This is a genomic window from Paraburkholderia sediminicola (assembly GCF_046027355.1).
Classification (GTDB): domain Bacteria; phylum Pseudomonadota; class Gammaproteobacteria; order Burkholderiales; family Burkholderiaceae; genus Paraburkholderia; species Paraburkholderia sediminicola_B.
On sequence record NZ_JAQQEK010000008.1, the window covers coordinates 99,480 to 126,001 of the forward strand.

Here is a 26,522-nt window from a genome sequence, read left to right on the forward strand (position 1 = left end):
TAGTGCGAGAGGACGCTTAAGACGTCCAATATATTTTTCCGGTGCAATTAAGTCGGAAAAGATATTAATGGACGGTCGGTCAAGGCGAGAAAGCGGCGGTTGCGTGAACGTCGCGCCGGGCAGCGCATCAGCGGAAGCCGTATTCAGGGTTACGCCGATCGAAAATGGATTCGTTCCACTGACGAGGCTCGACGTCTTCGAAACGGATCAGTTCCAGCAGGCCGCCCTGTTCGTCCCACGCGGCTTCGCCGCAGGGCCAGGTGTGCTGAAGGTCGAACAGCAGTCTCACGCGCCGTGCGTAATGCGCGGGCGGTCCTGACGGAGCGGTCCATGTCCACGCAAGCAACCGCGTGCCGTGCGCGTTCATGAGTTCGATGCGAGTCGGCTTTTCGCTGAGGCCCTCTTCACGAAAGCTGCGCGCATCGTGCTCGACGGTGCGCGCGATGAACTGCAAGCCGAGATCCCGGACACTATGGCGGGACTGCGCGTGCGCGAATGGGCCGTCGAGGGCGACCTTGCCCGACACGACATGCAGCCGGCCGCCCAGATGGCCAACGATGCTGTTCGGGTCCGCCGTTTCGTCGTAAACAATCTCCTGGCCCGCATGGGCGCCATCAGGCAGCCATTTTGCGTAGACTCTTCGAGGGCTGTCCTGATACCGGATAACCATGTGATCGGGCCGCTCCGGCCATCTTCCGGATATGCGCTCCTGGCGGAACATGGTGTATTCGTAGGCGTCGTCGGCAATCATGTCGGACTTCGCGTACTCGACGAAGGCCTCCGGCTTCATCGCGCCCATCAGGGCAAGGATCTGATCGTCGGTCAGGGACAGAAGCGAGTGGTTTTCGATCCGCGTGCGCAATGACGCTGCCTGTTCTTGAGCCGTGAGACACCGGAACTGGTCGACGTCGGCGTTCACGGTATCCGACGTGGCGGCATCCGCGCACTCCGCCGCTGTGCCGGATGAAGCCGGCGCAATCGGACTGGTCGGTTGGGCGAACGCGCCCATTGAGACGATCAGGCACGCCAATGCGAGCACCTGCAACAACGTCCGCGCGATTGCCCGCCATCCCGCGGCAGGTAGCATGCGCCGGCGTACCGGATGATTGGAAATGCCAAATCCACAAAGCGTCATGGGTTAAATCCGTGGCCGGTTTACCGGCGTTTGAAGGGTTGCCCTAGCATGCTGCATGCGTCGATCGCCATGGGTCGCAATTGCGCCTCAGAGAGCTGACCTGTCAGCGCGCACCCCGTTCCCTGACTCCCCCAGTAGAACGTGCTGCGATTACCGTCACGAAACAGGCGGAATGCTGTCGCGTCCTTCGGAACCGCCGCGACGTACATCGTGAGCCGGGCGCCGACCGTGTTCTGATACATGAATTGCGCGGCAGGCCCGGACTCGCCGGGCAGCAGGCGGCCGCCGATCAGCGAATATCCATATTCCCGAAGCGAAGCCACCGACAACCGCCGATCGAGGCGCCGCGACAGCCAGTTGACCAGTTGATCGCGTTGCAGCGCCGCGACCTCCACGGGGTGGCGTTGCTCGGGCGCGTACACCGCGAAAGCGATGTCGGCGCGCTCCGCGAACACGGGTGGATCCACCGCGAAATTCGCCGACACCCAACCGGATGACGAGCCGAGCGCCACGCCCATCGCCATGCAGGAGGCTGCGAGGCCAGCCTGCCGCCACCACGGCGTGAGACGGCGTACGACGATACAACGCGCATCGTCTCGCGGATCGCTGAACAATGCAGTCAGCGCGGCTTTTTGCGCGCGGTAATCGCCCACGCGTTCGGCCGCCCCCAGGTCGGCCGTCAGCCAAACAAGCGTGGCTGCACGCTCCGACGCGGAGAGCTCATTGTCGGCAAACGCCGATAGCGGCCGCAAATCCGTACCGCCCAAGTCTTGCCTCCTGCGGTCACGGTCGTCGTTCATGGCTCGTTTGCAGGTTGCAACTACCCTGCCCTGATGCCTCTCAAAGTCGGAATGCCGTCCGTCGCAGATCCACGCACAGGTGCGGCGAATCGGGGCCTGCGGCATAAAGCTTTCTTTCCGCCCGGAAATGACGTTCTGGCACAGAACGGGCCCGAAACTTTCAGCGTCAATACCGTGAGTAAACGTCAGTAGGGGGCGCTCTATTCCAATCGTGTGAAGTGAGCGTTTGCCGTTGCGGAGCCGTGAATATTTGTGGCAGCAAAGCTGCGCCGCCGCTCAGGCCAGCCCATTTCGCCATGCTTTCGCAGCATGAAGGTTTGCGTGAAAGATGGAATAGGCGGCCGCGCCGAATCGTTTAGACAGCATGTCCGAACCAACGGCAGACTTCGATGAACATTCGACAGCAGCACTTCATTCGGCCTGTCGGCACAATGCTGCTGACGGCATCCGTCGCGTTGGCAGCCGGCTGCGGAGGCGGTGGTGGCGGCAGCGGCAGCGGCAGCGGCACGTCGATGGTTTCGATCGCCGGCACGGCGGCAACTGGCAAGGCGCTTGCGAACGCGACGATCAACATCAACTGCGTGCGGGGCTCGATGTCGGTCGCAGCGGATGCGAACGGAAACTACCACGCGACGCTCGGCGCAGTGATGCCATGCATGATCGCCGCGACCTCGGGCGTGACGACGCTGCATTCCGTTGCGTTCGCCGGCGGCACGTACAACGTCACGCCGGAGACGGATCTGCTGGTGTCGTATCTGGCGGCGCAACTCGGCACGAATGAAACCGGACTCATCGCCGGCTTCGGGGTGAACTCACAGTTTCAGCAGGCGCTGGCGAATCAGACTAACGTTCTGACTGCGCAGGCCGCGGTCGTCCAGAATCTGCAGCAAACGTATGGTGTTACGCTGTCCACACCCAATTTCCTGACCGCCGCATTCGCTGCCGGTCAACCCGGCGAGGACAGTGACCTCGAAGCGCTCCTCGCTCGCGGCGCCATCGACGCCAACGGCGAACCGGCCGCCGCCGCCGTCGCACTGATGGCCACGATGGGGGCGGCACATCCGATTGCGGTATCACCGAATAACAGCACGGGTGGGACCGGGGTGGGCGGCATTGGAAGCTCGGGCGGCATGATGTGAAACGTGCCTCGCGTCAGAGCGGTTCCATGGTGACGTCCCCTGCGGAATGGCTGCGGTTGGAACCGGAAGAACGCGCGCGAAACAGAGTCGTGAACTCTTCCGCAGGCAGAGGCCGTGAAAAAAGATAGCCCTGCCCCGCCTGACAGGACCATTCGCGAAGGAGCCGTGCCTGCTCATTCGTTTCAATCCCCTCGGCCGTGACGGACAACCCAAGCGACTGCGCCATGGAGATGACGGCTCGAACGATCGCATCGTCCTCGGCACTCGTGCCGATGCCCTGAACGAATGACCGATCGATCTTCAGCACATCCAGCGGCAGCTTGCGAAGATAACTGAGCGACGAGTAACCCGTACCGAAGTCGTCGATTGCGATCGTTACACCGAATTCTTTCAGCTTTCGGAGCGTCTCGATGCTCTTTGCCGTATCCCGCATGATCAGGCCTTCCGTAACCTCCAGTTTCAGCGCCGCTGCGCCGATCTGAGCACTGGACAGCGCCGCCGCCACGTCCGCCACGAGGTTGGGATCATCGAACTGCCGGGGGGAAAGATTGACGCTGATCTGCAGTGGCGGCTCGGTTGGGAACTCCCTCTGCCAGCGGGCGACTTGCTGGCAAGCCTCTTCCAGTACGTATCGTCCCAGTGGAATGATCAGGCCGCTTTCTTCTGCAATCGCAATGAACTCGGACGGCGGCAACAAACCTCGCGTGGGGTGCTGCCACCTCACGAGCGCTTCCATTTCACTGAACCCTGCCCCCTGAAGCTGCATGATGGGCTGAAAATACACGCGTAGTTCGCGATGCTCGATCGCGTAACGCAGATCCGTCTCGATCTCCAGCTTTTTGACGGCTTCGGTGTGCATGTTCTCTTCGAAAACCACATAGCGGCCCTTTCCGCCATTCTTGGCCCGATACATCGCGACGTCGGCGTCCCGCAATAACGTTTCAGCATCGCCGCGGCCGCCACCGGCGCGCGCGAATGCGAGCCCGACGCTCGCGCTGACGATGTACTGTTTGTTGTCGAGATCGAACGGTTGACTGAATTGGGCAAGGATGTTGTCCGCGACCAGAGTCCCTTCGGTGGTTGCTTCACTGCCGAGCTGTTCCAGCAGGATGACGAACTCGTCTCCGCCCAATCGCGCGACGGTATCGGAGGGACGAACGCAGCCTTCGAGGCGCTTGGCCGCTGCGATCAGCAGCCGGTCTCCCACGTGGTGCCCAAGACTGTCATTGACGCGCTTGAAGTTATCCAGGTCGATGAAAACGACGCCGATCATCGCATTGCGTCGACGCGCGCGAACTTCGGCCTGACCAATCCGATCAAGCAGCAGTGCGCGGTTCGGTAACGCGGTGAGCGTATCGTAGAACGCCCTTCGCGCGAGTTGCTCCTCGAAGTTCTTTCTTTCGGTGATGTCGCTCGCTGTCGCCACGATCGCACCGACCGCGGGTTCGTCGAGCAGATTCGTCAAAGTAAGCTGAATATAGCGCCACGTATCGCCCTCGCCTCGCGTGCGAATCTCAATGGACTTCGTGGATCGAGCCGTCGACGCCACGGTCTGCAACAGATCCGCCAGCGCGGGACGATCAGTGGGATGAATCGGACCGAGCAGACTGGTGCCGACGAGCTGACCCATGTTCCGCAACGGATCCGGTCTTCGCGTCGGCGCCTCGTAAGTCACCGTCCCATTGATGTCGGAAACGAGTATCGCGTCCGACGTGTTCGCGACAAGCGCCTGCAGCCTCTGTTCGCTCGTGCGCAGCGCGTCCTGGGCCGCCGCGTCCGCGTTCTTGCGAATCCGCCGCAGCATCTGCAGAAACAGCAGCGTCAGCCCCACCCCGATCGCCAGAACCACAGGCGTCGATATCAGGACGATCCGTTGCACGGCAACGAGCCGGTTGAGTTGCGTCGTCGCATCGTCGCGATGCTGTGCCGCTGCTGCGAGGACCTGGTGCTCGATATCGTCGAAGAGCGGATCGGCCGAATCCTCGTCGATCTCATTGGCTTTCGCGATGTCGTGATCGTCGACGGCCTTGAACATCGGCTTGGCGAACGATCGATACTTCGCGTGCTTTTCCAGCAGGCCGAGCAGCATCGTGCTGCTGCCGGGTTCAAGCGCCATCGCCTTCTTCAGCGAAGCATCCAGTGCCGCGCCCGCTTCGCTGTGCTCGCGCAGAACTTCCGGACGGGGGTCGAGGAAGTATTTGCGTTCGGCCGATTCCTCCCATGCGACGCTATAGCGGGCTTCCTCGAAAGCGTTATCCGCCTCGTTGGCAGCTTGCGCGGCGAAGCCGGCGCTCAAGCTTTCATAGGCTCCCCAGAAGACCAGAAGCGGCACGCTCAGCAGGACGAGGATGAGTCCAAATACTGCAGTGCGCCGCGCCGGTGGCACATTCGACGCCGACTGCTCGACTGGGTCTGCCCCTGAATTGCCTCGCCACAGGTGGCGACGCCTTTGAGTATCTTTCTGTCTGGTCACGGTTGCTCCAATGTGGAACGTCACGTCGACGGGTTAATCTGTTCGAGCAGGCTGGGCGGAAGGCCATCAGAGGTGCCGGTTTCTGGGAGACGTCAATAACGAACGACGCTGATCCCGGTCCGCGTCTTGTCGGACCACCGCTTGTTTACGGCACGTTCCGGATTTTCTGGAGGTGTCGCGCTGTCGTTCCACGCCGGGAACATGGTTTTGCCGTAGACGGATTTTGTTCACCGGTTTTTCGCACGATCATAGACACTATTCCCGCTCGCGAAAGCGAGCCGACAATCGTAGCGAGGAGACAGTATGCAAGCGGCCATTCCGACGCCAACTGGCTGTAGTGACGAAGTAGAAGTCGCCCGATTCCGCTGGGTGATTCTGTTTTTCGCGTGGGCTGGGCTCATGCTCAGCACGGTCTGCCGCCTCGCCTGGGGAACGCTGGCACTTCCCGCCGGACAGTCACTCGGGCTCCCCATCGCCGCTCTCGGTGTGTTTGTCACGGCGTTCTACGCGGGCTACGTTCTCTCCAATGTCGTGGGTGGTGTCACGACCGATCGGATCGGCGGACGCACAACGCTGTCAGTCTCCCTTTTCGGCCTCGCGGTCGCGACGTTCTGCTTCGGTTACACCCCATCATTAGCTGTGGGGCTCGTATTGCAATGCGTCATGGGACTGACTGCGGGCGCCGACTACGCGGCCGGCGTGAAGCTCGTTTCGACATGGTTTACCCGGCACGAACGCGGGAGAGCAGTCGGTCTGCTGATGAGCGCGTCGTCCATCGCGGTCATTGTGACCAACGCGATTCTGCCTGGCGTCGTCACACAGCTTGGCTGGCGCAACACCTATCACGGACTTGGTATTTGTGCGCTGATACTGGCGATCCTGACGGCTGTGATCGTCCGCAACCATTCCGCCCATTCCGACGTGAATCTGTCGGGACGCACGTCGGAAAAATTGCGCTTGAGGACCCTCCTCACGCGCAACTTCGTGTTGCTTGCGCTCGCCGGCTGCGGTGGGTTCTGGGGCACACTCGGCTTTGCGTCGTGGGCGATTTCGCTCATGGTAAAGGGACATCACCTCGTTCCGGTGCAAGCGGGATTCATTGTGGCGATCGCAGGGGTTGCAGGGCTCGTCAGCAAACCGTCGATCGGCTGGCTCTCCGACAAACTGGGCGGACGCCGGAAAGCATTGACGGTCGCGTCGTTTATCTTCTTCTTCGTGGTTCTGCTGGCGTTCGGGCAGCTTTCGGATATCGATGCATTCCGTCTCGCGGCTCCGTTCGTCGGCATCGGAGCATTCGTCTATAGCCCGCTGCTGGTGACGCTGGTTGCCGAGCAGAGCGGCATCAATCGGGCGGGCTCTGCCGCCGGCATCGCGAATGCGGTCTGGCAGTCGGGCTCGGCGATGTCACCGGCTGTCGTGGGCCTTGTGTTTCAGGCTAGCCACTCATTCCAGATGGCCTTTGCCGCGCTCGCAGTGGGCCCGTTCCTGGGCGCGATCTGCATGCTGTTTGTGAAAGAGCACGCCAGCCAATAATCATCCGACGACCCGCACCATGCGGCGACGCTCATCGCCCGCATGGCGCCTCAAGTCGCAACAGTCATGTTTCGACTTCCAACCAGCACGCCTGGGCAAAAGTGCCACCATCATCAAGAGAGGACTGGAATGAACCACATTACCCATACTTTCGATACGCCGTGGAGATCGCATCAGATTGAAGGATCGCGCGGCTACGAATTCATCTTCAACATTCTGGGCACCGAATACACGGACGCCTACAACATCGATATCGCGAAGGTTGCGCCAGGCGGATATTCACCGTTGCACATTGATCAGGATAACCACGCGTTTTATATCCTCGACGGCGAAGGCGAAATTGACATCGCCGACAGGTGTTATCAAGTCAAGGCAGGATCAGTCGTCCGGATTCCGCGCGGCGTGGTGCATGCGATCCGAAATATTGGCGAGGGCTGGTTGATGTTGCTCAGCATTTATGACCCGCCACGCATCCGCAAGCAGAAGGCGGTGGAAACTACTTGAGGTCGATCGTTTGAATGGGCTGGCTTGGGCGTGGTGCCCAGAATGGCCGCTGCGGTCTTCAGGCCGCAGCGGCCACCGTCTCTAGAAATAGTGGCGCAGGCCGATTGCCGCGACGCCCTGCGCGGAACTCGAGCTGAGTGACATGCCGAATAGCTGGGCCTGACGGCCACCCGTCGCATGCTGGAAGACGTAGGTCACATAGATGTCCGTGGCCTTGCTGAATTTGTAGTCGTAGATCACGCCGTACGTGCTTCGGATACTTGCGTAGAAGACATTTTTCGGACCATTGTTCTTGTCGAGGAACGTGTATTCCGCTCCGACAACCTGGAACGGCGTGATGTTGTACCGGACACCGACATCGAAGATGTCGGCTACATCGCCGGTAAGCGTCCACCTCGAGTTGGTGTAGAGCGCATTGAAGATGAAATCGCCGAAAGATGCCGTGCCGCCGACGCCCAGCGTACGCAGTGTTCCTGGCGTCATATTGTCCTTGCGCGTGGTGTAGACGGCGCCCAACAGCGCACCGGTCGTCGTCCATGTCGCTCCATAGCTTTGCGTGCTATTGGGCGATCCGATTCCGGGCGCATCGCCGAACCCGTACATCGCGCCAAAATGGAGTGACTCCACGGGACTCCACGTCGCCTTCACTGAACTGTCGACTTCACCTCCCCCAATGCGGTCAAGCGAGGGATTGCTGCCGTTGTTCCCGAAGAAGTTGGCGTTGATTGCGGGGTGAAACTCAAGCGATGTGCCGTACCAGGAATTCGCGGTAGTCTGCAGGTAGTCCAGCATGAAGTCGGGCTGTCGTCCGAATAGCACCTGCACCTTGTCGTTCGCCAGTCCGAAATAGGCGTAACGACCGAATATTCTCTGGGCAGTCGCTGTGCTTTGGCCTAGCACGCCGTTGTTCAGGGAAAATCCGCTTTCGAGCCTGAATACCGCCCTGAGTCCCCCGCCAAGATCCTCACGGCCTTGAAGACCCCATCGGTCTCCACGCATCATGCTGCTGGCCTCCTGCACACTATGGTGACCAGCCTGATTTGTGGTGTACTGAATCCCAACGTCAAGGATTCCGTACAATGTAACGGAACTCTGCGCGTGCGCGATGGGTGCGGCCGTTGCAACGACAGCTGCAACGCCTGGATAGAGCCATGACTTCACTTTTGTCCCCTTGTACTGATGAGTTTTGCAAAATCGTTGCTTGCGTGACGGCACGTTTTGTTGAATGAGTTGAACGTTCCGTGCTCCGCGCAATGACTCAAAAGTGCCCAGCCATTATTCAGCGCACAAGGTTCCGGACTGGAACACCACATTCCGAATCTGGTCATCCGGGTTTTCACGGTGTTGGCGAGAACGTGACTATGGGTTTCGGTTAAAGGATTCTCGCAACGCAGGACGCGAGTGCGCGGATCAGCCGGCTTTCAGATTCGGCGTGGAAGCCGGGCGTCACACCACCCTCGTGAAGCGCGCATGCAAGTGGATTCCCCTCGCGGGGAAGGAGGTCGGCGTAGCGGGATCTACCGCTTTTCGCTGCTGAAATGAGTGGCCAGAAAGTCCACGAATGAACGTACTTTTGGCGACAACGTTCGGTGCCGTGGAAAGACCGCGTTGATTTCCCGCTCACCTCTTTCCCAATCCGGCATCACGCGTACCAAGCTGCCATCCGCGATGTCCTGACGACACAGATAGTCAGGCAACCAGGCCAATCCCGATCCAGACAGCAAGACTGTCCGGAGCGTGCTCGTGTCATTGGCAAAGAAGCGCGGATGGACGCCGATGGTCGACAGTTCCTCGGCCCGGCGCAAGCGCCACTCGGACGGGCCGTCGGCAATGTCGAGGAGAAAATGGGCCGGGAGATCGGCCGGCGACTCAGGTGTGCCGCTCTTACGGAGATATGCGGGAGTTGAAACCAGCACCAGCCGGGCACTCCCCAGTCTTCTTGCAATGAGTCTGGAGTCTTCCAGTGTGCCTGTCCGAATGACGACATCCATTTCGTCCGTCAGCGGCTCCATCTTATTGCTGGTGAGTTCCAGGGACACCTGGACATCCGGATACGCAGCAAGATAGGCGGGGACAAGCGGCGCGATCATGAACTGCCCGGGCGTTACCGGCGAACTGACCCGCAAAAGTCCTCGTGGCGTCAGTCGCACCTGCCCGACCTTCTCCTCCGCTTCTTCTACGTCGTCGAGTATCTTCTTTGCGGACTCGGCGAACAGCAGGCCGGTATCCGTCAACGCGACCTTGCGATTGGACCGGATAATCAGCGCCACGCCAAGGTGCTCCTCGAGCCGCGACAGAGACCGGCTGACTGAAGATTTCGGCATCGCCAGCACTCGGGCTACCGCACTGAAGCTCATCAACTCGGAAAGTTTCGAAAAGACGCGAATGTCGATGAGTTCAATCATATGTTTCTGGATGCCGAATCGTTGAAGCTGACGCCGTTCCCGATTGCAACAAAATGCTTTCCATCCGGCAAACTCCAGCTCATTCCTTACCTATTGACTTGTAACGGCGACAAAAATATCTGTCAAACCGGGATTTCCAGCACTCTTTGAGAGCGCTGCGCCGCCGATCGCATCCACGTTCGCTCGCCACCTTGTTCCCCGCATGGAACGTGACGTTTCACGGCTTCGTCTTGATATCGCGACCTGCCAGTGCAACGATAGGACTTAACCAGCGTATGCAGGTGCGCACTCCCACAAACCCTTACCCACGAGGCTAGTGTTGAAGATCGATCCCGAAGAGTTCCGCAAAGGACTCCGAGCCTTTACGACGGGCGTCACCGTCGTTTCAATGCCTGACGGTCAAGGCGGCATGCACGCGATGACCGCGAGTTCATTTGCAGCCGTATCAATCGACCCGCAGCTGGTAGCAGTCAGCATCGCGAAGACCGCGAAATCGCACGCGTTTCTGTCGAGCGACAACTATTACGCAATCAACATTCTGGCTGAAAACCAGGGCTTTCACGGCCATTACTTCGCCAACCGGATTCCCGAGCGTTGGGATCCTCCGCATGAATGGATCGCAGGCACGCCTATTCTCACCGGCACGATGGGCTGGTTTCTATGCCGCCGCTGGGCTGCATACGAAGGCGGTGACCACACCATTCTGGTGGGTGAAGCATTGCAGATTCACCGCACGGATGATCGACCGCTAGTCTGCAATCGCGGGACGTTCTATTCGCTCGGTCAGCCGGTGGAAGCCGTCCATCCGGACCTGCAAGCCGTCGGGAAATCCGATTGATAACGGCAAGCGACGTCACTTACTACGACAAAGCGGACATTCTCCATGACGAACAGGATTCAGATAGTAGACAACGGTCCAATGCAACTGACGGGCGAATTCGAACTTGTGGATGACAACGGGCAGATCGAGCGCACCCGCAAGGTCTACACGTTGTGCCGATGTGGTCTGTCGACGAGGCTACCGTTCTGTGATGCATCGCACGAGACGGCTGGATTCGCGAGCGCCCCGAGAGCACCGCAAAGCGAAGCCGGCTCCGATCCGGCGTCGGCGTCGAATACAAGCGCCGCTCCACAATAATCAGTTTCCACTTGGCACTGCTATGTCTATCGTTAAAGGTCAAATCATGGACGCCGGCCCGCTTCACCTGGTCGGCGAGTTTGAAATCGTCGACGCGTTGGGCAATCGCTTTCCGAACAGTGGCATCTTCAGTCTCTGTCGATGCGGGCACTCGGAGAGCAAACCCTATTGCGACGGTGCGCATCGGGCCCAACGGTGGTCGGGATGCGTCGCGGCCGCCGCAGCTGTGCGAACCGAAACCAGGCCGCCAGCTCCGAACGAGCATGTGGGCGAATCGAAGCCAAGCTAAGCTAAGGCGTTTTCGAACGCACTCTCCTGGACTACACACAATAATTTCTTTCGCGGACAATGAAAGCGAAAAGAGGCCGCCCTTGCGTCACGCAAGATCGGCTTCTCGACAAACACCACAGGCAGCTATCGCTTGAGTAGCGAGCGAAGCGAGACGGACGTATCGGCCAACTGATTCGCGTCTATCGGACCACCAGCGACCATTCTTGCGAATATAGCCATGTCCTTGCCGTTGTTGACCGTTACCGCGGCCCGTACATTGCCGGCGCCATTGAGGCCGATCATGCTGAAAGTGCCATCGGCAATCGCACCGCGCAGGACCACCGTATGAGCACCGTCGAAAGTGCCAAGCGATTGCACATTACAGTCGTATTGATCCGACCAAAGCCACGGCGTTTCATCATAGCGCTCGGTCGCACCGAGCATGTTGGCGGCCGCCACTGCCGGCTGCTTCTCCGCGACCTGCCAGGATTCGACACGCACGTGACGTCCGATCGAGCTGACGAAGTGCTGCGTGACCTCGCCGGCAGCGAAAATGTCCGGGTCAGATGTGCGGCATTCGTCATTGACCACGATGCCATCTCTAACCTCGAGCCCGGCCTGCTGAGCCAGCTCCGTGTTCGGAACCACACCAATGCCGGCCACGACTACGTCCGCGAACAGTTCACGTTCGCTGGTTGCAACGCGTACCGAACCGTCGAGCGCCTGTTGGATATCCGTGACCTGCGCCCCAAGGCGAAACTCCACGCCGCGACCAACGTGGAGTTGGCGCATGAACTCGCTGACCTCTGGCGGCATCGAGCGCTTGAGCAACCGGTCAGCCGGCTCGACGAGCGTCACTGCACAGCCTCGGCCGATGGCGGTTGCCGCGACCTCCAGTCCAATGAATCCGCCTCCCACGATCACGACTCGCGCCCCTTGTGCGAGCCGCATTCTCAGATGCCGGGCGTCGTCGAGCGTGCGCAGGTAATGCACGGGGCCACCTTGCAGTTTGCGGACACGCGATCCGGTCGCCAGCAGAAGACGATCGTAAGATATCTCCGAACCATCGCTCAAGGTGAGCAAACGGTCCGCACGATTGATCGCCGTGACTGTCAGTCCCAGGCGCACTTCAATACGCTGGCTCCGGTAGTAATCGACGTTTCGAATGAACGCGTGCTGCTCCCGCTCCTCGTCGAGCAGCGCGTCCTTCGAAAGCGACGGCCGGTCATACGGCAGATGGGTTTCATCACCAATAATGCAGATGCGCGCATCGGGCGCCCGCTCGCGCAACACTTCCGCTGCCCTGCGGCCGGCTTGACCGCCACCGACAATAATAAAATTTTGACTCTGCATAGCTCAACTCCCGCAGTTGCTGGACCGTTACTCTGTTCCGGTACTGCCGATTTCCACTCGGCCATTGACTACTCGAATCGGATACGTGCGAACCGGTTCGGTAATCGGAGCAGAGCACGGTGCACCTGTACGCAGGTCAATCAGCCCCTGGTGAAGCGGGCATTCGACGCAGCCGTTCTCGACGAATCCCTCCGACAGGCGCGCATGACCATGAGAGCAGAGGTCGTGCAGGGCAAACCATTCGCCATCGGCATGGAACACCGCTACTGGGTGCGCGCCGACGGCAACCTGAGCCGGCTCGTCCTCGGCAAAGTCACCCGTCGCGCCCACGTCAATCCATTGCATAATTTCCGACATTCAAACCCCCATTCAGATCGGCGTGGCGAGCAGCGTCCGCACTCGCGACGTGTCGTAGATCACACGCTTTTCAGCGTAACGCCAGCCATCGGGCGTCCGAACCACGCGGTCAAGATACCGACCCGCCTGGTACACGAACGACTCACCGTTTGTCAGCGTTTGAACGACGACGTAACTGCTCTCCGTGCGCACTTCATCCGCGGATTGTTCGAGGATCGACAAACCGGACGTCATATGACGGTAGGAGTGTTCTTCAAAGATGTTCGCGTTACGCAGCGACACGACCCGATCGCGCAACATGCGCTGATTCGTGCAGTGAATGATGCCGATTGGCAAGCCGGCGTCGTCGTTCTCGCGGGGAACGATCTCGTACAGGCAGTCCTCGACGAAGAAGTCGGGCCAGGCTTCGAGCCGATCATTGTCCAGCGCGTTGACGTAGCGGCTTTGCAGCATATGGAGGTCAATCCACAGTTGTGTTTCCTGTTCCATCTCTCGACACCCCTTGATTCAATAACCCATGAGCTTCTGATAGCCGACCCAGAATTTGCGGATCAGGCTTTCCGTAATGACCGTGTCCTGCTGATCAGGATTTCCACGCGACATCTCGATCACCGAGGTCGCGTCGGCGTCGCGCACCGTGCCTTGCTGCACGAGTTCGGTGGCCTCCGTATCCTCCATCGAGATATATCCTGCCGGTCCGACGAGATTGGCCTGCTTGATGCGCAGCGCACGCATTTCGGGGGTGTCGTCCGTATAGCCGAAGAAGTGGAAAATCAGCTCGAAGCTGTCCGGCCCCTTCGCCAGCAATTGACGTGCAACCAGCGTGTTATGAATCTGCTGGATCACCAGTTGTGGGAAAATCGGCTGGATGTGATTGGTTGTGTCTTCTTCGAATTCGGAAACGAGCGCAAGAATCGAATCGTCTTCCAGCGCGAAGCCCTCGTCGAACGAGCGGATGTTCTGCTGCTTGTACGCGCTCGACGTGTCGTCCTCCGTCTTCGTCACGGTAATGATGCTGTGCAGGCCATGATTCGCATCCGGAATCGAGCGCGCTTTCATGCCCACACGGAAGATGTTGAAGGTGGTGTGAAAGAGGTGCAGCATGCTCGCGTGGTACGGATCCTTCACGTTCTCCATGTAGAGCTTCCAGTTCGACCTGGAGAACTGGCGCGTGCAACCGAGATATTCGATGGGCTTGTGGAAGATACGGTCGATCCACGGGCGCATTTCGTTGCCAAGGTATTCCGGCAACGGAACCACGTCTTCGCTGAACGTGGCGAAGACGAGGCCACGATAAACCTCAACGCGCAGTTGCTTCAGACTGTGCGCCTTCGGATCGAAGTCCGCGGGCATCCCGGACATGCCTTTCTGCCCGCGGCGAAACGGAACGCCGAGCAGATTGCCGCCGTTGTCGAAACTCCACTGGTGATAGACGCAGGTGTGCGACGTCGCGTTGCCGCGCGCCTTTCGGCAAACCATCGCGCCACGGTGCGCGCAGCGATTGACCCACGCAGCAACCACGCCGTCTTCCATGCGGGTAACGACAACCGGTGTATCGCCGACGAAGGTGCTCTTGAAGTCGCCGATATTTGGAATCTCAGCCTCGAGGGCCACAAAGTTCCATGTCGGGCCGCGGAAAATCCGTGCCTGCTCCCGTTCGAATACCGCTTGAGAGCTGAACACCTTGTACGGAACACGCGATCCGTCCGTGTGCGGAAATCTGACGAAATCATCGTCCAGCTCGGCGGCTGGCCGCAGGGGTATCTCAGTCGTTTGCATCATGTTCCTCCATGTTTGAAATATCGCCATGGAGGAATGCTGACGCCGCCAAAATGCATTCGCTATCCGTTTCCGGTGGAAACAGGAGGCGCTATCCATTTTCGGCACGTTTCGTCGGGACGGGTGAATCGTATTTTGCCGTGGCCATTTTTAAGCCACACTTCCACAGTTGATCATTGCGGCACTTACCCATCGGTTAGTCATGCTCACGTCTCCGTTTAGCGCGCCGGCCTTGCGCGAATTCAGACTTTTCGAATCCGCTGATCTCGATGAAACGCGTGAGCGTATCTCCCGTGTGATGCAGCCACACCTTCTCGTGCCCTCCAGCGCAAAGGCAGGTCTCTCGCATATGGACTTTGTCAGGCTCGGCGGAGTCGGGATCGGCACCATTGCGTTCGGAACCGCGATGCGCGTTGATGTCGAGGCGGTTGACGGTTATCACCTGTTGATGTTTTGCGTCACCGGTCAGGCGAAAGTACGGACAAGAGGGAGAACTGTCTGCGTGGATCAGTCGAACGCGGTTCTATGCGCGGCAGGCGAGCCGTTCGACGCCGTTCTTTCGCCGGATTGCGAGCAGTTCATTCTGCGCATCGACACCGGTTTGCCAGGCACTCAAGCGTGGTCCGCGCGCCTCGGTCCTGGCTCGCACATTCACGTCGACAGTCCGGCGCTGGGAGGCTGGATGCAGCAACTCAATCTGATTGCCAATTCCTCGGCTTTGCTCGATCTGGCTCGAAAGAATGATGGCGTTGGCAGGCAACTGGGTCGACTTCTGCTCGAGTTGCTGACGCCAGGTCACGCAACGGTGGCGCCTGAGCCGAATCGTCGGGCGGCGTCGCCAGGCTTCGTCAAGCGGGCCGAGGATTTCATGCACGAACATTGCGGAGAAGTCTTGAGACTGCCAGATATAGCGATGGCGCTAGGGCTGGCCGAGCGGACACTGCGTGATGGCTTCCAACAGTTCCGGGGCATCAGTCCCACGCAGTATCTACGACAAATACGTCTCGACAAGGCGCATGAGATTCTTCGTGAAGCGACAGCTGATGTCTATGTCTCAGACGTTGCTATGGATTGCGGGTTCATGCACCTGGGGCGATTCTCGATCGAGTACAAGAAACGATTCGGCGAATCCCCGTCCGACACGCTCGCGCGGCGGATGTAACCCCAGGTGCGGCGGGCTCCGCTAACGCGAGCGCTGCCGTCAGCAGGATGCGCCGATGCGTGCCGGGGTCGTCGGGGTCGGGCCGTTGCGACTTGTCGTCCGCTCTGCGGGAACGGTTGTGTCGATCATCGTTGCGCCGTCGATGCTCACCCTTGCCTCCGTCGTTTCCAGATTCAGCATCCGTAACTTCGCCGTTCTATCTCGACGCACCGACTCTCTGAAAGCTGACGATTTGCGTTACCGGGCCAGGACACTGTAGAATCGCCCCACTCATTGGGGAGTAGCCGCCTCGACCGCAATGCTCGAGGGTGCCCGTCAACATACTTGGTGGTCGACAGACCGCCATGGCGTGCACAGCACTATGCCTGGCAAGACCGATGACTCGCATTCCGACCTGACCGGGTCGCCGGAATGCGCGTCATCGCGTACTTATCGCGCGGCCCGGCCCACAACCTATGCAATCGTTCCTCGTTTCGACCAGCGTGGTCGGCCTAGCCGAAATCGGCGATAAGACCCAACTGCTGTCCTTGGTGCTGGCCGCCAGATATCGCAAGCCCATTCCTATTATTCTCGGCGTCTTTGTCGCAACGCTCATCAATCATGCTGCGTCCGGCGCGTTGGGAGCATGGCTTGCCAGCGTTCTGAGTCCCACGATCCTGAACTGGGCAGTCGTCGCATCATTTGCCGTCATGGCCGTCTGGATTCTGATTCCCGACAAGCTCGACGGTGCCGAGGCGGTTTCGACCACGCATCCGATGGGTGTGTTCGGCACCACGGCTCTGACGTTCTTTCTCGCCGAAATGGGTGACAAGACGCAGGTTGTAACGATCGCTCTGGCCGCGCGGTTTCACGAGTTCTTCGGAGTGGTCGCCGGCACCACGCTCGGCATGATGCTGGCGAACGTGCCCGTCATCTACCTGGGACACAAGTTCGCCGACCGTTTGCCAACCAAGGCGGTCCACATTCTGGCCGCCGTCATCTTCGTTGTCCTCGGTGGCTTCGCCCTCAGGACGGCGCTGTATCCGCACGAGCACCCGCTGTTCTAGGTCGAAGGATTGCTTTTTGTATGCGCGAGGCGCGCGTCGTCCGCGGTCGCTTGAGATGCCCTCAAAGGTCATGGAGTCGGCCCCGACATCTGTCGCGTGCGATGCTGGGCCTGTTACTTCAGTCCGGCTGATAAGTACGCTCTGAAGAAGGCTGAAGAGTCAACGGTGCCCGCAATTCCTCCCGGGCACTGTTTTGATGAACACCTTTTTTGCAAGAACGCGCGAAGAGGATGCATTGCCGAAGATTTCTGGCGTGCCGTTTCGCGTTCGAGAAAAACGCAGCCCTACCGTTCCGGTTTTAACCTTTGTAAAGGAAAGCGTGCTTGCATCGAGCGATGGGTATACAGTCAGTACATGGGTCGCACTCAGTGTCCCTTGTTCTGGAATCATCATGCGATCACAAATCAAAATTGCACCACGTACGTCTGGCAACGTGAGCGAGTATGCTCTGTCGCGTCAGGCACAGGCACTCACCCTCGAACAGGCGGATCGGGCACGGGCGGAAAAACGACGCGTCAATGACGCCCTCATCGACTCAAACGCAAGCAAGTGGCGCTATTCAGCGCCGTTGGCAGAGCGTTGACGCCGAGGTCTCAGACCCTCATCCACGTGATGACCGGCAAGCCTTCTCGCATTGCGGCAGGCGGCCGTTTCGGATCTGCACACTGACTGCAAGGCCTGAGAAGTCAACGGTGTCACTTGCCGCTCGCTCAACGAACGCGTTTCTGTATCGTCCTGTCCGAATCGTGTCTCGCCGCTTTCACTCGTTGCCGCGGTCGCCGCAACGCAATTATTCCGGACGTCGGTGCCGGCGGCACTTCGCGTACGAAAAAGATCGTACGCCCTGACGCGCAAAGAAGACCGGTGCCCCGAACTACGAATGTGCCCCGTCGCCGACGCTATGGGACGGATGCCGACATCCCGTTGGTGAAGCCGTTTTCTATCGGTAGGAGAGAATCATGAATGATGACCAGGTCAATACAGAGGAATTGGAAGAAAACAGAAGGCGAAGAGAAGCCGCGGAAAATGCGACGGATGACGGCATGCCAGTGATTGCGGAAGAAAAGGAGCGCGGCACGGAGTCGATTCAATCCGTAACGACCAAACGATGGATCAGGCACACGGGAAATGCCCGCAGGAACTGGATATTCACGGGCCTGCGGCGGAACTCGATATTGATTCGCCACGTATGAATGCCTCGTAGCGTCGTTACCCATTCCCACGCGAGAAACGAGGCGCGGTACGGCACCGTACAGACACGCTCCCGCATGCCAGATAGAGTGGAAAAGACAATCGCGCGATGCCGCAGAGATGCACGATGAACCGCGCTTATGGTTGTTAAAGCACTCCACGTGGTGATTCCCGATTGGATAGCGTCGCTATGGGCGAAATGAAAATTTCGCTGCCGCCTGTCCACTCCAGATACTAATGCCCGGCAGGTCGACCGACAGGAAATCTTCACCCCCCTTCTTTCCGAGGCTCCTGGTTGCCTTCGCGGATCAACTGGACCGCGAAGGCAGGCGAACTGCATGCAGGGCTCTGCCGATGAATGGCGGGGGGAATGCCCGCCATATCCACTGGAGCGTCAGGTTTCCGGAGCTTCAATCTCGGTCAAAAGGATCAATATGTCGCATCATCAGCTAGAAAGAGATCTCGCTCACCTCGAACACATACTCCCACAACTCGACGCTAACAGTGTTCTTGGACTTGTCTATTGGCGCCAGCGTATTACAGCGCTCGAAACTGCGCAGACATTGCTTCCTGGCGGTGCCCGGCGAGTGACTCGCCTGCTGTGCATGTTTGACCAGATAGACAGCGGGGTCACCCGCCTGTAAAGCAGCAGCGTACGCAGTCGTTGATCAGCAAGTACAGGCCGGCTTTCACGCCGCCACGATCGAATAGCCCTTCCCATGCAGTCAACGCTGCCGGCGGGACAGCGCGCGAGCGAGCGCAGTCCCACACAATCGTCTCAACTGGGCGAGCGACTCGCCCTCCATCCTGAACGCCTGCTCATCAAAGCGCGCCATGAAACGTTGGCGCAACGCTTCGCGCGACATTGTCCACCAACGCTGATGTCAACTATCGACGGGTTGCCCGACCGATTGCTCCATCACGCCGTCCTTTCCGGGCGAACCTTGAGCATCAGACTGAGTGGACAAACGTAGGTAGGCTGCCGCCAGCCTTCGGAGTTCTTCTTCAGACGCGTCCTCGATGCCAATCAGATTGTTGTTTGCGGCTCGATGCGATGAAAGCAGTTCATTTAGCTTCAGGTGCAACGCGACGCTGTCCTTGTTCTGGCTCTGCTGGATCAGAAAGACCATCAGAAAGGTAACGATGGTGGTGCCGGTGTTGATGACCAGTTGCCATCCGTCCGAATAGTGGAAGATAGGCCCTGTCACGACCCAGGCAGCGACCGTCAGCACGGCAAGACAGAACGCAGCGGGTGAGCCGGCCCATCGCGTGACGAGGCATGCGAACCGGTCGAATAGACGCGTTAGCGGGTGACGGCCGGCGTAGGCAGGGCTCGATGTGTCTGGAACGGTGTCGAGTTCGTCAGTCGGCGAAGGTGCGGCAGGTGGGGTAGTCATGACCGGCTCCAGAAGGTTGCGTGTGTCCTCTTCTGCAAACGTCATGCCGCTGTCGTTTGAAATCGTTCTGCAAGGATAGAGCCACCGCCGCCGTCGATCGGCCGTTCCAAACTGCATCGGCGTAGATTGCACTTTGGCAACCGATACCGGCTTTGTACTTCTTGCTTGGTGAATGAGCCCCCCAGACGCTCATTGCGTCGGGACTATGTGACGGCTCGTGTGGACATCATGGCCCGTTCTCGTTATATTCGACGCGCACTCCGGCGGGCAGCCATGGCTCTTTATGGCAACACCAAAGCTCGTAGCTCGGCTCATACAGGCCAACGCGGTCGAAAGCTCCCAGCGGGAGATCCAGTTCGTCGCTGTCGAGGTATTCCATGAACGCGACCGATCCGCATGTCGGGCAAAAATGCCTTCGCGCCCCGGGCGAACTCCCCCACGCCTAGGTAGCGCCGGAAAACTCCACGGCGCCACGCTCGAACATGGCATAACCGCCAAACACGTTGCCATGTATGCGCCGACATGTCATGCAATGGCATATCGACACTCGCCGGGGCCGCGCGCTGACGCGGAATCGCACCGCGCCGCATGCACATCCGCCGGTCTCTTCGACTGATTCACTCGTCGTCGTCACCACGCCCTCCTTCGCGGATTCCGAGGACTGCGTGCCATCGCTTACTTGTCGCTCTTCTTCGGAATCTTCGCGCCCGACTTGCGCGCCTGGTTCAACGCAATCGCCACCGCCTGTTTGTGCGGCTTGCCCTGTTTCGTCTCAGTCTTGATGTTGTGCGACACAGTGCCTTTCGACGTCCCTTTCTTCAGCGGCATGATCCTCTCCTATCGATCAAAGAGTCTTAAAGAGGCAACCGCTCGACGAAGCGGCTGCCAGGTAAACGACGGCGGCACACGGCGTGCCATTCTCGCAACGGGTTGCTCTGGCGTTATATGTTTTTGCGTTTTGCCTGGCGTTCGCAATCTACTGTCGCGGTCCCGGACTTAAAGCGCTGCGGTCTTGTCGCCCACTAATCTGCTGCCCACCGCATCGAGCTTGCCCTGCAGTTCCGCCTTGCGTTTCGCCATCTTCTCGCCCAGCGTGCGCAGATTGCAATTCGACTTGCGCAGTTCCGGAAAGAGCTCCTCCTCCTCTTCCTCCACGTGATGGCCCACCATCTCGCTCATCACCTTGAAGGTCGCGTCGAAGCCCTTGTCGCCCGCTTTCATCGTTTCAAACTTCGCGATCAGCGTCTTGACGAGGAAGTGCTCGACGTACGCTTCTTCGACGTCGACCTTGTCGCTGCCAGGCAGAGCTTCCTGCGCCGCCGGATAAAGCAGTTCCTCTTCGAGCATCGTGTGAATGGATAGCTCCTCGCAGGCACGCTGCGCGAGTGCCGACTTCGCTTCAAGATCATCGTCCGCGGCTTTCTTGAACGCCGTGAACAATTTTTCGACCGCGCGATGCTCCGCCTCGAGAAAGGCTAATGCATCGTGCGAGCCGGATTCTGTCGCCTTGTTGTCCTGCTTCGTCGCTTCCATGCTGCTCTCCTCGGTCATGCGGTTGAACGTTTAAACGAGCAAACGTCATGCCCAGCTACCGTGAGTTGCGGGGAAGTGATCGGTCGGACGTGTTCGTGTCAGCCCGGCTGCGCGAATGTACATCTGGCGTGTTCAATTCGCAGTCGGTCAGAGAAGCGGTTTCCGCCGACAGCCGCCGTCTAGCGCGCGCGATTTGCCAATTTAGGCTCGCCAGGATCGATTCCGTGCCCGAATTGCACCGGCGCACCGATCGCAGCCCGATAGGTATGCCCGTTGCGATCTTCATTCGGCATACGCTGGACAACCCTTATTCGATCGGGCCTGATATGAAAAATCCGTGGATGAAAAAGAATCCCTTCCTCAGCATGTGGTTGAGCGGCGCAAATGCCGTGGCGGGTTCAGCGCGCGGTCACGCGACGGCGGCGGCGAAGCGCGGGACCACCGCTTTCTGGACTGCTGCGCTCGCGCCGCCGAAACCCAAAAAGAAAAGGCGAACGCGTCGCTGACTTGAGCCGTGTATGGCATGTCGAGCTTGGTGCAGCATGCGATTCATCAGACCACCACCCGCTTCCGAGCGACGCACCTGAGTTTTTGAATCCAGGTCCGTCAATAGGCCCAACCGCGCACGCCGCGCAGCTTCTTCTGCCAGGCGCAGGCGCAATCGAACCACGGAATCAGCCAAACCGCGGCTGCATAGATAACGAGCGATACGACAAAGGTGATCGCCGTGCAGCCCATGACACGCTGGATGCGAATGCCAGCGATCGCAACAAGAGGGTGGATCGAATCGACGCGGGGCGTGGCAAGCTTGCGCCAGCCCGGCAAATGCCTGCTAGAGGCGCTCCAACGTTAGAGGATCCCCTTGGCCATGGAAATACTTCCCGAGCGCTTCCCCAAAGGGCTCTTTGTCGACCGCCGCGCGCTCGAATAGCGTCATCGACGAATGAAACTTGAGGTAATCCGGATACCCGAAAATTTCCTCGATTGAGCGATCTTCGACAACGTTGACGAGTTGCGTCGATTGCCTCAGCCGTTCGCCCAGCATCGGATGGCGCAGGTAAGCATCGGCCTCGGCCAACGACGAAATCGCGAACCGCTGCGCCATTGCGCTCGTTCCGAGCCCGTGGATCTGCGGAAACACGAACCACATCCAGTGGCTTCGCTTGCGGCCGTTGCGCAGTTCGTCACATACCTGTGCATACAGCGGATCCTGAGCGTCAATAAAGCGCTGAAGGTTGAAGGGATCGTCCAATTCGCTCTCAGTTCACACCGTTTCTATAACGCTTTCAAAGCGGGCAGCAACCGGTCGAATTCGCGCTTCACTACGCCGTAACATTCGCACACACGCTTTTCGAGTCCCGGCCTATCCAATACCTCGATGTGGCCATGACTGTACCGAATCAAACCCGCATCCTGCAGTTTCAGTGCGGCCTCGGTTACGCCGGAACGGCGCACGCCCAGCATATTGGCGATCAGTTCCTGCGTCATCTTCAGTTCGTTCGACGAGAGGCGGTCGATGCTGAGCAGCAGCCACCTGCACAACTGCTGGTCGATCGAATGGTGACGGTTGCAAACAGCCGTCTGCGCCATCTGGGTAATCAACGCCTGCGTGTAGCGCAGCAAAAGGCGCTGGACAGGCCCTGCACGATGAAATTCCTCTTTCATGATTTGAGCGTCCAGGCGATATGCCTGCCCCGCGCTTTGTACGACCGCGCGGCTCGGCGTGGTCTCACCGCCCATGAAAAGCGCGATGCCGATGAGCCCTTCGTTGCCGACGATCGCGATTTCGGCGGACGCACCGTCCTCCATCACATACAGCAGCGACACAATGCAGGTGGTCGGGAAATAAACATAATTGAGGCGATCGCCGGATTCGTAGACGACGTTGCCGAGCGGCATATCCACGAGTGACAGATGCGGTGTCAGACGTTCCCACTCCAGGTCAGGCAAAACTACCAGCAGATGATTTTCGTTTTGACGGTGATCTTGAGACATTTCACACTCTCCGCAGCTCGCCCGGAACCGCGCCGCTTTCGCCGACGATTTCCTGACGGGTGAATATGGATAGAAGGAGGAATGCTCCAACACCTTTGCGGCTTGTGCCGCAGCGCGTCACGATGCGGTAATCTTCGCGTTACTCGGGATCTGGCCGATACACAGAGAGATTATAGGTCGCGTCGAAATTACGCGCCGATCCGCGTCCTGGCATGAGTTCGCGGTGCGACACGCACGTGCATGCGGATTGCACGAGCTTCGAAAACGATTGCCATGCCCGGCCTTGCCGAACTAACGCATCGGCTGAACGGCAATCGTTGATTCGACTTGCAGGTTGCCAAAGAAGGCGCCGCCGGACGTGACAATCGGCAACCTGAGGGTGAATTCACCGCCCTCCCCGGGACCTGGGCTGGTTGCCGACACCGTGCCACCGTGAGATTGAGCAATGGCTCTCACGACTGCGAGGCCAATGCCGAGGCCGCCCGCACTGGCGGCTACCGTTCTGCTCGATTGCGCGAATAGCTCGAAAATATGCGGCAGCATGACGGCCGAAATCCCCGCACCATCGTCATTGATCTTGATGACAAGATCGTTTCCTTCTGCAAGCACGGTCATTCGTATATTGCCGTTCCCCGGCGTGTATTTCACCGCGTTATGCAACAGGTTGCTGACAGCCTGCGTCAAGCGGACGGGATCCCCTTCAACGCGCAAAGTCGCGTCGGGAATCGACACGGTGAAAACCTGGTTTTTCTCGGCGGCGGCTGCTGCCGTGATCTCGCAGATGTCAGCCAGCAGGGCCGCGATCTCGATGTCGGCCTTGCTGAGACGGAGCGCGTCACGATCGACACGGGTCGCGTCCATCAAATCTTGCGCCAACCGCGCAATCCCGTTCACCTGCCGGTCGATCATATCGATCAAACGGAGTATCTCCGGGCGTTCAGCCGACGCGTGGCGGATCAACTGGCTGGCGAGTCGCAACGGCGTCAACGGGCCGCGCAACTCATGCGCCACCACCGCCAGGATCTGGTTGTTGACCGGCGGTGCCGCGCCGCCGAGAGCCGTCGTGCAAGCGTCCTCCAGGGAGCTATCTGGGGCCGCCCGGGTGCCACGCGTCATCACGGCATCTGTCACGACGAAATAGTTCAAGGCAGAACCGTCCGAAAACGACTCGATGGACGCCAGATGTGCTGACATTTCGATCCCCATTTCGCGCCTGGGTAGGCAACGAAGAGCGACGAGAGGCGCGTATCAGGCTGGTGGTCAACGGCAACAGCTTGCTTGCAGAGCACCAGAAGCGCGCGGTTCGTCAACGCCTGCCTCGCTGGCGCGATCAGGAAATCGCGCAACGAAAACAGGTTGAAACAACAGACTCGCCGATGCCGTCCGGTAAGTCTGTACGGTGGCGTGCGGATCGGAAAAAACGACCGGGTTGCGTGGAATCTCGGTGAGGGTCTACCGTACGTCTGATGATTGCCGCACGCCTCTGCGGACCCGTGCCCGCCGGCATCGGAGGAATCTCTCGGGATCGGCGCGGATTGTGCGGTTGAACATAGACGGGCGTCTGTACGTTGTCGTACCGCTTTCTCCCACGAGTGCGCGTAGCGTGTCTTTATCGTCGACCAGCGGGGAGAAAATCATGCTTAGACGAACCTTCATCTGGAGTACGCCCGGATCGCTTCTGGCACTCGGCGCGGCGCTCTCGGGTTGCACCACCACCTCTTCTTCCAACGCGAGCCGCGGTGAGCAAATGGACAAACGCCGCACTATCGACGCAGGCGTCGACTCGACGCTGACCCGCCTCTATGGCATGGCGAACGGCTCGCGTGAACTGGTCGGCAAGGCGCGCGGGGTACTAACGTTTCCGTCGGTAATCGACGCCGGCTTCGTGGTCGGCGGCCAGTATGGCGAAGGTTCGTTGCGCATCGGCGGACGCACCGCCGGCTACTACAGCACGGCGACCGGTTCGATCGGCTGGCAGATCGGCGCGCAGTCGCGCGCGATCGTGTTCCTGTTCATGACCGACGAGTCGCTGACCCGCTTCCGTAGCAGCGACGGATGGTCGGCTGGCGGCGATGCCTCCGTGGCCGTGCTGAAGGTCGGCGCAAACGGCAATCTCGACACCAGCACAGCTACCGGACAGGTCGAAGCTTTCGTGCTGACCAATACTGGCCTGATGGCGGGCGCGTCGCTGCAAGGCACCAAAGTCACGCGGCTCGCGTCGCTTTGAAATTCAGACCGAGGGACGCGGCGCCATGCCCGCCCTCGCCGACACAGTATGGAGAAACCATGTTGCGAAGCGTACGAGACTTGCACGGCAGCACCGTCAGCGCAGTGAACGGCGACATCGGCTCAGTCAGTCAGGCCTGTTTCGACGACGAGTCATTGGGGTGTGCGGTATCCGGTGGTCGAAACAGGCAATTGGCTCAGTGAACGGCAAGTGCTGGATTCGCCGTATTCCGTGAACACACCGGCCCCGGATCGGATATCGTGCACGTCGGCCGTTCCCACCAGCAAGTGAGGGACAGCCCAATGCTGGATGCCGGCACCGGCGAGCGTGTTGCATCGGAATGAGGCGCCGCGCAGACCACACGTTCTCGCCCGATCCAGGCGGTCCTGGACCGATCGAAAACGCGCGTATTCAAAGGCATAAAAGGCAGGAGCAAGTCATGAGACAAAACATCCAGAAGTTGTATCAAGCCCGTATTCATACATTCACCCCCGAATGCTTGGAACTGCAGGACGGCACCTTCAATTTCCATCTCCGGCATGCTGTGGAAGGTTGTCTTCCATCGGCCGACAAGCACTATGAGGTCGGCGTTTTTGCAACCAGCGAGGAAGGCTATGAGGCTGCACTCGCCTATGGCGACAAATACATTGCCGAACATAAGTTCGGGATATAGCAGCGCCGACGGCCACTGTGGCTGTCGACCAATCAGACAGGCGGAACCATGGCAGACAGAATCATTTCAGGCAGAACACACGACGCTTACATGACGGTCAAGGATCATGTTGCCGACGGCTGGGTCGCGAGCGTGTGTCTTGTTCGGAAAGGCGCGTCAAAGGGCAAGGAACTCATCAAACTCGACACTTTTTTCGAACATGAGGATGTCGCGTGGGAATCGGTCGAGACGCTCGCACGTGCCGAACTCAACAATCTGAAATAACATAGGATCGCACTTCGAATCCGCGCGGTGCACGGCGCGAACGCCTCGCCTAAACCGTGCGGCAAGACATCGTCGACGGCAAGCTTGAGGCTGCGGCGCCCTGAGCGCACACAAACCAATCCCGCGACGGCGCTCGCCGTCCGAACGT

At 59.3% G+C, this 26,522-nt stretch carries 31 protein-coding genes, 2 pseudogenes and 1 riboswitch; of the genes and pseudogenes, 16 read left to right on the forward strand and 17 right to left on the reverse strand.

The window, feature by feature from the left end:
- Window positions 1-127: 127 nt before the first annotated feature.
- Both PQR42_RS15810 and PQR42_RS15815 read right to left on the reverse strand, forming a co-directional pair.
- Window positions 128-1,135 (reverse strand): DUF1571 domain-containing protein, encoded by a 1,008-nt coding sequence (locus tag PQR42_RS15810; protein ID WP_408386680.1) that lies wholly within the window; start codon window positions 1,133-1,135, stop codon window positions 128-130.
- Window positions 1,136-1,155: 20 nt separating this feature from the next.
- Window positions 1,156-1,935 carry an anti-sigma factor family protein gene (locus PQR42_RS15815; RefSeq protein ID WP_408386678.1) on the reverse strand — a complete coding sequence of 260 codons (780 nt, stop codon included), beginning with the start codon at window positions 1,933-1,935 and terminating at the stop codon, window positions 1,156-1,158.
- A 389-nt stretch (window positions 1,936-2,324) separates the two neighbouring features.
- On the opposite strand from PQR42_RS15815, the gene PQR42_RS15820 reads away from it, so the two are divergent.
- Window positions 2,325-3,074, forward strand: coding sequence for a hypothetical protein (locus tag PQR42_RS15820; RefSeq protein WP_408386676.1), 750 nt, complete (start codon window positions 2,325-2,327; stop codon window positions 3,072-3,074).
- 13 nt (window positions 3,075-3,087) lie between these two features.
- On the opposite strand, the gene PQR42_RS15825 is transcribed toward PQR42_RS15820, so the two are convergent.
- Window positions 3,088-4,749: a putative bifunctional diguanylate cyclase/phosphodiesterase gene (locus PQR42_RS15825; protein WP_408386801.1), complete on the reverse strand. Its 1,662-nt coding sequence runs from the start codon at window positions 4,747-4,749 to the stop codon at window positions 3,088-3,090.
- Here PQR42_RS15825 and PQR42_RS15830 point away from each other — a divergent pair.
- From PQR42_RS15830 to PQR42_RS15840, 3 genes are all read left to right on the forward strand, one after another.
- Window positions 4,663-5,496 carry a hypothetical protein gene (locus tag PQR42_RS15830; protein ID WP_408205707.1) on the forward strand — a complete coding sequence of 278 codons (834 nt, stop codon included), beginning with the start codon at window positions 4,663-4,665 and terminating at the stop codon, window positions 5,494-5,496. The two genes, PQR42_RS15825 and PQR42_RS15830, sit on opposite strands and share 87 nt — an antisense overlap.
- Window positions 5,497-5,850: 354 nt before the next feature.
- Complete coding sequence (locus tag PQR42_RS15835; RefSeq protein WP_408205573.1) at window positions 5,851-7,080, forward strand: MFS transporter; 1,230 nt, start codon at window positions 5,851-5,853, stop codon at window positions 7,078-7,080.
- A 129-nt stretch (window positions 7,081-7,209) separates the two neighbouring features.
- On the forward strand, window positions 7,210-7,584 hold the full coding sequence (locus tag PQR42_RS15840; RefSeq protein ID WP_408205572.1) for a cupin domain-containing protein: 375 nt from the start codon (window positions 7,210-7,212) through the stop codon (window positions 7,582-7,584).
- Between the two features lie 81 nt (window positions 7,585-7,665).
- On the opposite strand, the gene PQR42_RS15845 is transcribed toward PQR42_RS15840, so the two are convergent.
- The gene (locus tag PQR42_RS15845) at window positions 7,666-8,745 is read right to left on the reverse strand and encodes a porin (protein WP_408386675.1); all 1,080 of its coding nucleotides are present in this window, start codon (window positions 8,743-8,745) and stop codon (window positions 7,666-7,668) included.
- A 356-nt stretch (window positions 8,746-9,101) separates the two neighbouring features.
- Complete coding sequence (locus PQR42_RS15850; RefSeq protein WP_408205570.1) at window positions 9,102-9,989, reverse strand: LysR family transcriptional regulator; 888 nt, start codon at window positions 9,987-9,989, stop codon at window positions 9,102-9,104.
- Between the two features lie 319 nt (window positions 9,990-10,308).
- Here PQR42_RS15850 and PQR42_RS15855 point away from each other — a divergent pair, with 319 nt between their 5' ends.
- The 3 genes from PQR42_RS15855 to PQR42_RS15865 are packed head-to-tail and all read left to right on the forward strand — an operon-like array spanning window position 10,309 to window position 11,416.
- The gene (locus PQR42_RS15855) at window positions 10,309-10,827 is read left to right on the forward strand and encodes a flavin reductase family protein (RefSeq protein WP_408205569.1); all 519 of its coding nucleotides are present in this window, start codon (window positions 10,309-10,311) and stop codon (window positions 10,825-10,827) included.
- A gap of 45 nt (window positions 10,828-10,872) precedes the next feature.
- Window positions 10,873-11,127 (forward strand): CDGSH iron-sulfur domain-containing protein, encoded by a 255-nt coding sequence (locus PQR42_RS15860; protein WP_408386673.1) that lies wholly within the window; start codon window positions 10,873-10,875, stop codon window positions 11,125-11,127.
- Between the two features lie 46 nt (window positions 11,128-11,173).
- Window positions 11,174-11,416 carry a CDGSH iron-sulfur domain-containing protein gene (locus PQR42_RS15865; protein WP_408445202.1) on the forward strand — a complete coding sequence of 81 codons (243 nt, stop codon included), beginning with the start codon at window positions 11,174-11,176 and terminating at the stop codon, window positions 11,414-11,416.
- A gap of 125 nt (window positions 11,417-11,541) precedes the next feature.
- Here the strand turns inward: PQR42_RS15865 and PQR42_RS15870 are convergent, their stop codons facing one another.
- Genes PQR42_RS15870 through andAc form a run of 4 tightly spaced genes read right to left on the reverse strand, consistent with a single transcriptional unit; the run spans window position 11,542 to window position 14,886 of the window.
- On the reverse strand, window positions 11,542-12,750 hold the full coding sequence (locus tag PQR42_RS15870) for an NAD(P)/FAD-dependent oxidoreductase (RefSeq protein WP_408386669.1): 1,209 nt from the start codon (window positions 12,748-12,750) through the stop codon (window positions 11,542-11,544).
- A 27-nt stretch (window positions 12,751-12,777) separates the two neighbouring features.
- On the reverse strand, window positions 12,778-13,107 hold the full coding sequence (andAb, locus tag PQR42_RS15875; RefSeq protein ID WP_408386667.1) for an anthranilate 1,2-dioxygenase ferredoxin subunit AndAb: 330 nt from the start codon (window positions 13,105-13,107) through the stop codon (window positions 12,778-12,780).
- Window positions 13,108-13,119: 12 nt separating this feature from the next.
- Entirely contained in the window at window positions 13,120-13,596 is a 477-nt protein-coding gene (gene andAd / locus PQR42_RS15880) for an anthranilate 1,2-dioxygenase small subunit AndAd (protein WP_408386665.1), read from the reverse strand.
- Between the two features lie 18 nt (window positions 13,597-13,614).
- Complete coding sequence (gene andAc / locus PQR42_RS15885) at window positions 13,615-14,886, reverse strand: anthranilate 1,2-dioxygenase large subunit AndAc (RefSeq protein WP_408386799.1); 1,272 nt, start codon at window positions 14,884-14,886, stop codon at window positions 13,615-13,617.
- Between the two features lie 202 nt (window positions 14,887-15,088).
- Here andAc and andR point away from each other — a divergent pair, with 202 nt between their 5' ends.
- From andR to PQR42_RS15905, 4 genes are all read left to right on the forward strand, one after another.
- A complete protein-coding gene (andR, locus tag PQR42_RS15890; RefSeq protein ID WP_408386797.1) occupies window positions 15,089-16,048 on the forward strand; it encodes an anthranilate 1,2-dioxygenase regulatory protein AndR in 960 nt (319 codons plus the stop codon).
- A 263-nt stretch (window positions 16,049-16,311) separates the two neighbouring features.
- Window positions 16,312-16,494: riboswitch (yybP-ykoY riboswitch) on the forward strand.
- 9 nt (window positions 16,495-16,503) lie between these two features.
- Window positions 16,504-17,094, forward strand: coding sequence for a TMEM165/GDT1 family protein (locus PQR42_RS15895; protein WP_106307143.1), 591 nt, complete (start codon window positions 16,504-16,506; stop codon window positions 17,092-17,094).
- Between the two features lie 196 nt (window positions 17,095-17,290).
- On the forward strand, window positions 17,291-17,677 hold the full coding sequence (locus tag PQR42_RS15900; protein ID WP_408493668.1) for a hypothetical protein: 387 nt from the start codon (window positions 17,291-17,293) through the stop codon (window positions 17,675-17,677).
- Window positions 17,678-18,053: 376 nt separating this feature from the next.
- Window positions 18,054-18,287 carry a hypothetical protein gene (locus tag PQR42_RS15905; RefSeq protein ID WP_408205561.1) on the forward strand — a complete coding sequence of 78 codons (234 nt, stop codon included), beginning with the start codon at window positions 18,054-18,056 and terminating at the stop codon, window positions 18,285-18,287.
- An 882-nt stretch (window positions 18,288-19,169) separates the two neighbouring features.
- Here PQR42_RS15905 and PQR42_RS15910 read toward each other — a convergent pair.
- From PQR42_RS15910 to PQR42_RS15925, 4 genes and pseudogenes are all read right to left on the reverse strand, one after another.
- On the reverse strand, window positions 19,170-19,682 hold the full coding sequence (locus PQR42_RS15910) for a low affinity iron permease family protein (RefSeq protein WP_408386795.1): 513 nt from the start codon (window positions 19,680-19,682) through the stop codon (window positions 19,170-19,172).
- A gap of 226 nt (window positions 19,683-19,908) precedes the next feature.
- Window positions 19,909-20,316 (reverse strand): annotated as a pseudogene (locus tag PQR42_RS15915) (GFA family protein).
- 41 nt (window positions 20,317-20,357) lie between these two features.
- Window positions 20,358-20,510, reverse strand: a complete 153-nt coding sequence (locus PQR42_RS15920; RefSeq protein WP_408386663.1) for a hypothetical protein — start codon at window positions 20,508-20,510, stop codon at window positions 20,358-20,360.
- 168 nt (window positions 20,511-20,678) lie between these two features.
- Entirely contained in the window at window positions 20,679-21,215 is a 537-nt protein-coding gene (locus tag PQR42_RS15925) for a hemerythrin domain-containing protein (RefSeq protein ID WP_408205558.1), read from the reverse strand.
- Window positions 21,216-21,262: 47 nt separating this feature from the next.
- Here PQR42_RS15925 and PQR42_RS15930 point away from each other — a divergent pair, with 47 nt between their 5' ends.
- The gene (locus PQR42_RS15930) at window positions 21,263-21,721 is read left to right on the forward strand and encodes a hypothetical protein (RefSeq protein WP_408386662.1); all 459 of its coding nucleotides are present in this window, start codon (window positions 21,263-21,265) and stop codon (window positions 21,719-21,721) included.
- Window positions 21,722-21,821: 100 nt separating this feature from the next.
- On the opposite strand, the gene PQR42_RS15935 is transcribed toward PQR42_RS15930, so the two are convergent.
- From PQR42_RS15935 to PQR42_RS15950, 4 genes are all read right to left on the reverse strand, one after another.
- Entirely contained in the window at window positions 21,822-22,040 is a 219-nt protein-coding gene (locus PQR42_RS15935) for a hypothetical protein (protein WP_408205556.1), read from the reverse strand.
- Between the two features lie 7 nt (window positions 22,041-22,047).
- Complete coding sequence (locus tag PQR42_RS15940) at window positions 22,048-22,467, reverse strand: DUF1810 domain-containing protein (protein WP_408386660.1); 420 nt, start codon at window positions 22,465-22,467, stop codon at window positions 22,048-22,050.
- Between the two features lie 23 nt (window positions 22,468-22,490).
- Window positions 22,491-23,210: a Crp/Fnr family transcriptional regulator gene (locus PQR42_RS15945; protein WP_408205694.1), complete on the reverse strand. Its 720-nt coding sequence runs from the start codon at window positions 23,208-23,210 to the stop codon at window positions 22,491-22,493.
- A 291-nt stretch (window positions 23,211-23,501) separates the two neighbouring features.
- Window positions 23,502-24,404, reverse strand: a complete 903-nt coding sequence (locus PQR42_RS15950; protein WP_408386658.1) for a sensor histidine kinase — start codon at window positions 24,402-24,404, stop codon at window positions 23,502-23,504.
- A gap of 442 nt (window positions 24,405-24,846) precedes the next feature.
- Here PQR42_RS15950 and PQR42_RS15955 point away from each other — a divergent pair, with 442 nt between their 5' ends.
- The 4 genes and pseudogenes from PQR42_RS15955 (at window position 24,847) to PQR42_RS15970 (ending at window position 26,374) form a co-directional block, all read left to right on the forward strand.
- Window positions 24,847-25,437 (forward strand): BPSL1445 family SYLF domain-containing lipoprotein, encoded by a 591-nt coding sequence (locus tag PQR42_RS15955; protein WP_408386656.1) that lies wholly within the window; start codon window positions 24,847-24,849, stop codon window positions 25,435-25,437.
- Between the two features lie 59 nt (window positions 25,438-25,496).
- Window positions 25,497-25,748: pseudogene (locus tag PQR42_RS15960) on the forward strand (PRC-barrel domain containing protein); the annotation flags it as partial.
- A 128-nt stretch (window positions 25,749-25,876) separates the two neighbouring features.
- Window positions 25,877-26,110 (forward strand): hypothetical protein, encoded by a 234-nt coding sequence (locus PQR42_RS15965; RefSeq protein ID WP_408205552.1) that lies wholly within the window; start codon window positions 25,877-25,879, stop codon window positions 26,108-26,110.
- 48 nt (window positions 26,111-26,158) lie between these two features.
- A complete protein-coding gene (locus PQR42_RS15970) occupies window positions 26,159-26,374 on the forward strand; it encodes a hypothetical protein (RefSeq protein WP_408205551.1) in 216 nt (71 codons plus the stop codon).
- Window positions 26,375-26,522: the final 148 nt, after the last annotated feature.